The organism is Candidatus Phytoplasma pruni (assembly GCF_013391955.1).
In the GTDB taxonomy this organism is placed as follows: domain Bacteria; phylum Bacillota_I; class Bacilli_A; order Acholeplasmatales; family Acholeplasmataceae; genus Phytoplasma.
Map to the genome: position 1 here is coordinate 1 of NZ_JABUOH010000035.1, position 5,357 is coordinate 5,357.

Here is a 5,357-nt window from a genome sequence, read left to right on the forward strand (position 1 = left end):
TTTATTTTAAAATATAAATAATAAATATTATTAAAAGGATATAAAGATCTAATTTGTATTATGATATTTGATAAAAAATAAAATAAAAATTGAAAAAAGGATTATTAAATGAAAAAAAGAAAAAAACATTTTAGAGAAAACAAAAAACAAGCAATGCTTTTTAGCTCTTTGATTGTGATTTTATTATCAGCAATCGTTTTTATTGTTGTTCGTTCTTTGATAAGTAAAAATAAAAACCCTAAGGATGAAAATAAAAACCTTCAATTTGTTGATACTTTAGAGCAAGTTAATCAAGAACTTGTCAGAGTCGCTATTACGGAAGAATTAGGGCAGTTAAACCCTTTAAATCATTTAAATCCGATGGAAGAAGTTCAACAACTAAAAAAAGATGTTTTTAACTTATTAAAAACCCCTTTCTTTTATGAAACAAAAAAACAGGAAGAAATTTTATATTTACCAGGTTTAATTGAATCTATTAAAACTGTGGAAGATAACCAAGAGAAAGAATATAAAATCACCACTTCAGCAGAATTTCAACAAGCTAAAAAAGTGAACAGCAAAACTTATCTGTTAAAATTAAAACCAAATGTTAAATTTGAAAATAACGAAATGATTAATGTTGATGTCGTTTCTAACGTTATTGAACAATATTTAAAATTTTACGATTCTCAAAAATTAACCAATTTAGGGATGGAAAAAAGCCATCCAGAAGACTCTATTACCAGTTTCAATAATTTTTTTGAAAAAATAAATGATTCTGAATTTAAAATTAAATATCAACAACCAAAAGATTTATTGGATGTAGTGAAAAATATCAATAATATAGTCCTTTTCCCAAAAGATAAATTAGCTAACTCTATTTCCGGTGATCAAATAGCATATGGAACTAAAAATCATCCTTTCATATCTTATGGACAATATAAAATAAAAGATGGTTACAATCCGGAAAAATGGGTTTTAGTGAAAAATGAAAATTCAGAAAACACTCATAAACCTGAGAAAATTGAAATTGTAGTTAGTACGATAGAACAACAAAAAGAATTGTTACAAAAACATAAATTAAGTTTTGTCGTTCCTTTCGTACCTCACAAAAGAAATGTTGTCAGCAGTTATTCCAGCCATCCAGGCATGCATTCCATTCCTCAAAACAGAATTGCTCAATATCGTATTAATCTAGATGCCCCAGATAATCAAGATTCTTTGAAAAAAGGAACAGGATTATTGAAAGATCCTAACTTTAGAAAAGCTTTATTATATGGCGTTGATAGAAAACTTTTAGCTGATCAAACTCAGACTTTACCGACTCTTTCGCTTATGTCTGATGTAGCTAGAGTTTGCCCTAATGCTCCTTTTTATAACTCCACCGAAGACCATAAAACTAATGTTTATGAAATGTTAAAACAAGATGGTCTTTTAAACAATAATGTTTCTCTATCCAATTGGGATGTTGTTAACATGTTAGATAACCAACAAGAACTTTTATACGGAAAAGCTAAAGAAATGGTTAAAACGGCTTACGGCAGTTTTGTTAAAGAATATTATAACGATGTTGCCCCTTCTGAAGTTTTAGAAATATCTTTAAGATATTACCCTACTGTTGATGGTAAAATCCAAACCCCTCTTATCAAAGAAAATTTAAATAAATTATTTAAAGACTCTGTGGGTGAAAATAAAATCTTAATTCAAGAAAGACTTTTGAGTCTTGAAGCTGGCGCAACAGATCAAGAACAAGAGGCATTTTTTAATGATAATATGGATTTCTTCGAACCTGCTAATTTTTTAGGGTTGGAATCACAAAACATGGATGATCCAGATACTTTAGTTTATGCCTTACTTCCTTCTTCTAAAGAAATTTCATTAAATTTAAAAGAATTTAGAGATTATTTAACTAATAAATTCTCCAATGAAACTAATCAGCCAGAATGGTATACAAATATATTAAATGGCGGACAAATGGAAGTATTAGAATTAAACGGAAAAGCATTAAAAGATTTCTTCTCCTTAGAACCTTCCACTACTGTTGAACAAGCTCAAGAAAAATTAAATTTACCAATTAAGAAAGTTTCCTTTAATAAAATCGAAGAAAACGGCGATTGGCACGGCGACAAAGACGCTCTAATCGGTCTATTAAGTACAAGTTTATTGAAAACTGATGCTACTTACGATCAAAAAGAAAAATTATTCACTAAGATTGTTAAAGAATTAGAAAAATTACGTTATTCTGAAACTTTCGTTGTTCCTTTATCTAATTTGAAAAAATTCATTGTTTTCGATGATAAAGCGCGTGATAAAGATAATTGTGAAAGATTGTTTAGTTTTTAAAATTAATTGAAAAAATATCTATTAAATCCTTTTTAATCATTTAATAGGTATTTTTTTATTTTTCTTGTTGAATTAGTTTTTCTAAACAACAAGAAAACCATATCATTTTTTATTGGCACTATATCAGGTATAAAATTTTTTTTAAAGAATACAAAGAAAGGAAAAAAGAAAAAATGTTTTCTCAAGTCAAAAAGAAACTAAAAATGAAAAAATTAACTTTTTTTATTGTTATTTTCGCTATTTTATTTTTCTTAAATATTTATGTCGGCATCGGACAATTCAAAGCTAAAGGAGAATGGATTTCCGAACACAAAATGTATAAAAAATTAGAGTCCAATTCTAAACATATTGCAAAAATTCGTTTCGCTAAAGTACGCTCAAGCAGGTTGGAATCTTTTGACAGTAATTTTCTGGTAGAAATAGAGGATTTGGACGGTCATATTTTCCATTCCAACTTATATCAAAACGAAATCGCTTCTATCATTAAAAGGTTTCCTTCCGAAAGAATGTTTCATTTTGAATTAATAGCCTTTTTGTTGGATTATTTAACTCCTATTTCTTCTCTTATTTTCTTGTTTTACATTTTAGAGCAAAAGAAAATATTATCAGGCAATTTAGGCCAAATTAAAGTTGCTGCTTCGGAAAAATCATCATTTACTTTTGACGATGTAGCTGGCATTGAAGAAGAAAAAGAAGAAATGACCGAATTAATTGATTTTTTAAAAAATCCTTCCAAATATAAAAAAAGTGGTGCTGTTTTACCCAAGGGAGTTTTATTACAAGGACCGCCCGGAACTGGTAAAACTTTATTAGCTAAAGCGGTCGCTGGCGAAGCAGGAGTCCCTTTTTTCGCCGTTTCTGGTGCCGAATTTGATGGCATGTTAGTTGGTCTAGGTGTAGCTAAAATTAAAAAATTATTTAAAGAAATTAAAAACAATACCCCTTGTGTATTATTTATCGATGAAATCGATGTTTTAGGCAAAAAAAGAGGCAGCGAAAACAGTAAAAGTGATCAAACTTTAAACCAATTATTGGTTGAAATGGATGGTTTTAATAAAACCTTAGGAGTGATCATTATGGCAGCCACCAATAGAGCGGATATTTTAGATCCAGCTTTATTAAGACCAGGACGATTCGATAGACAATTCAACGTTGGTTTGCCTGATTTGAAAGCTAGAAAAGCTATTTTAGCAGTACACGCTCAAAATAAAAAATTAGATATTTCGGTTGATTTAGAAAAAATCGCTAAATCCACTCCAGGAATGAACGGGGCTCAATTAGCCGCTATTTTGAACGAAGCAGCCATTTTATCGGTGCGTAATAATAAAACTATTATTACTGAGGAAGATTTATACGAATCCATTGATCGTGTCATGATGGGTCCAGCTAAAAAATCGAAAAAATACGATGAAGAAGAAAGAACAATGGTGGCTTATCATGAGGCGGGTCATGCGGTGATTGGTTTAAAATTAAAACATGCCCCACAAGTGCAAAAAATAACCATTATTCCTCGTGGAGATGCGGGAGGTTATAATTTAATGTTACCAGAAAAAGAAACCTTCTTTTCCTCTAAAAAAAGAATGTTGGCTAATATTACCTCTTATTTAGGCGGTAGAGCGGCGGAAGAATTAATGTTTGATGATGTGTCTTCAGGAGCTTATGGTGATTTCAAACAAGCTACTCAAATAGCTCGTTTAATGGTAACTAAATACGGTATGTCTGAATTAGGGCCTACTCAAGATCAAGAATTTTCCGATAAAAAATTAATTGATCAAGCTATCAAACAAATTATTGATGAATCTTTCGCATTAGCTAGACAACTTCTTCAAGAAAATAAAAAATTATTAGACAAAATAGCGCAAGAACTTTTAAAGAAAGAAACTATCAATAAAGACGAAATTAAGACATTATTAGGTGAAAAATAATTATGAAGAAAAATCTTTTTAAAAATATTTATTTTTGGTTTTTTACAGTTCTTTTGTTGTTAGCGATAGAAAGTGTCGTTATCATAATCCTTTTAGTTAACAGAAACGATAAACCGCCTATTTCTCAAGAAAATACTAAGACGGAAACGGAAGCAATTAACTTTAATGATTGGACAAAAATTAAAAACGAAAAATTATTAAAAACCGCTGTTCACGAAGGGGCTCACGCTGTTTCTGTCTTGTCTTTAGACCAACAAATCGATCATATGAAAATTACTCCTCAAACAGCTAATATCGATGGTTTAACCGCTTATTATAGAAAAGATGATAAAGATATGAACGAACAAGATTATTTAAACGAAATCATCATTAATTTAAGCGGAAGGGCTGGTGAAGTTCTTTTGTTTGGTAGCGATGGCGGAAAACATAATTATGTAGATGATGAAAGGCACGCTAAAGGCGAAATTGATAAAATGTTTAATAAATTCCCTAATAATCGTTTTTTAACACAAAGAGTGAACAATAAAGAAAAAGCTAAACAAGATGTGTTAGATGATTGTTATAATCAAGCCAAAGAAAGGTTAATTAAACATAAGTTAATATGGAAAATAATTATTCAAATGTTATTTGACAAAGGAGAGTTGAATCTCAAGAAAGGCTTTATGATAGATTCTAAAATGGAAAGTTTAAAACCTGCTAGTTATAATCAACGTTCATGGGTTTGGTGAGTTATAACCAACTTTCTGATAAAATTTATTTCTCTCAAAAAAACATATATAAAAATCTTATACTTAAAAACGCAGAAAAAAGAGTTGTTGTTTAACTCATTGAAAATAAATCAACCATATTTAGGGCTATATTTTTTATAGCCCTTTTTTGTTGAAAATAAAAAGGAATTCAAAAAATCGGTCATATTAATGAATTTTAGAAAGTGCTTACAATTTATCCCAACAAGAAATTGTTCCAAAAGAAACAATTTTTTGTAAACAATTAAATCTATTGCGCTGAAGTATCACCAATAAAACCCAAAAAATATACAAAAACGCCTTCCTTTAGTCATCATCCAAAAATCCCTTAACATTTAAAAGACTCTCATTTTGAGAGTCTTTT

General features: G+C 29.5%; 3 protein-coding genes. All 3 read left to right on the forward strand.

What is annotated here, in order from left to right; genetic code table 11:
• Positions 1–108 precede the first annotated feature (108 nt).
• The 3 genes from HR065_RS01305 (at position 109) to HR065_RS01315 (ending at position 4,975) form a co-directional block, all read left to right on the forward strand.
• On the forward strand, positions 109–2,322 hold the full coding sequence (locus HR065_RS01305; protein ID WP_178734120.1) for an ABC transporter substrate-binding protein: 2,214 nt from the start codon (positions 109–111) through the stop codon (positions 2,320–2,322).
• Positions 2,323–2,495: 173 nt separating this feature from the next.
• The gene (gene ftsH / locus HR065_RS01310; protein WP_178734121.1) at positions 2,496–4,247 is read left to right on the forward strand and encodes an ATP-dependent zinc metalloprotease FtsH; all 1,752 of its coding nucleotides are present in this window, start codon (positions 2,496–2,498) and stop codon (positions 4,245–4,247) included.
• Positions 4,248–4,249: 2 nt separating this feature from the next.
• The gene (locus HR065_RS01315; protein WP_178734122.1) at positions 4,250–4,975 is read left to right on the forward strand and encodes a M41 family metallopeptidase; all 726 of its coding nucleotides are present in this window, start codon (positions 4,250–4,252) and stop codon (positions 4,973–4,975) included.
• Positions 4,976–5,357: the final 382 nt, after the last annotated feature.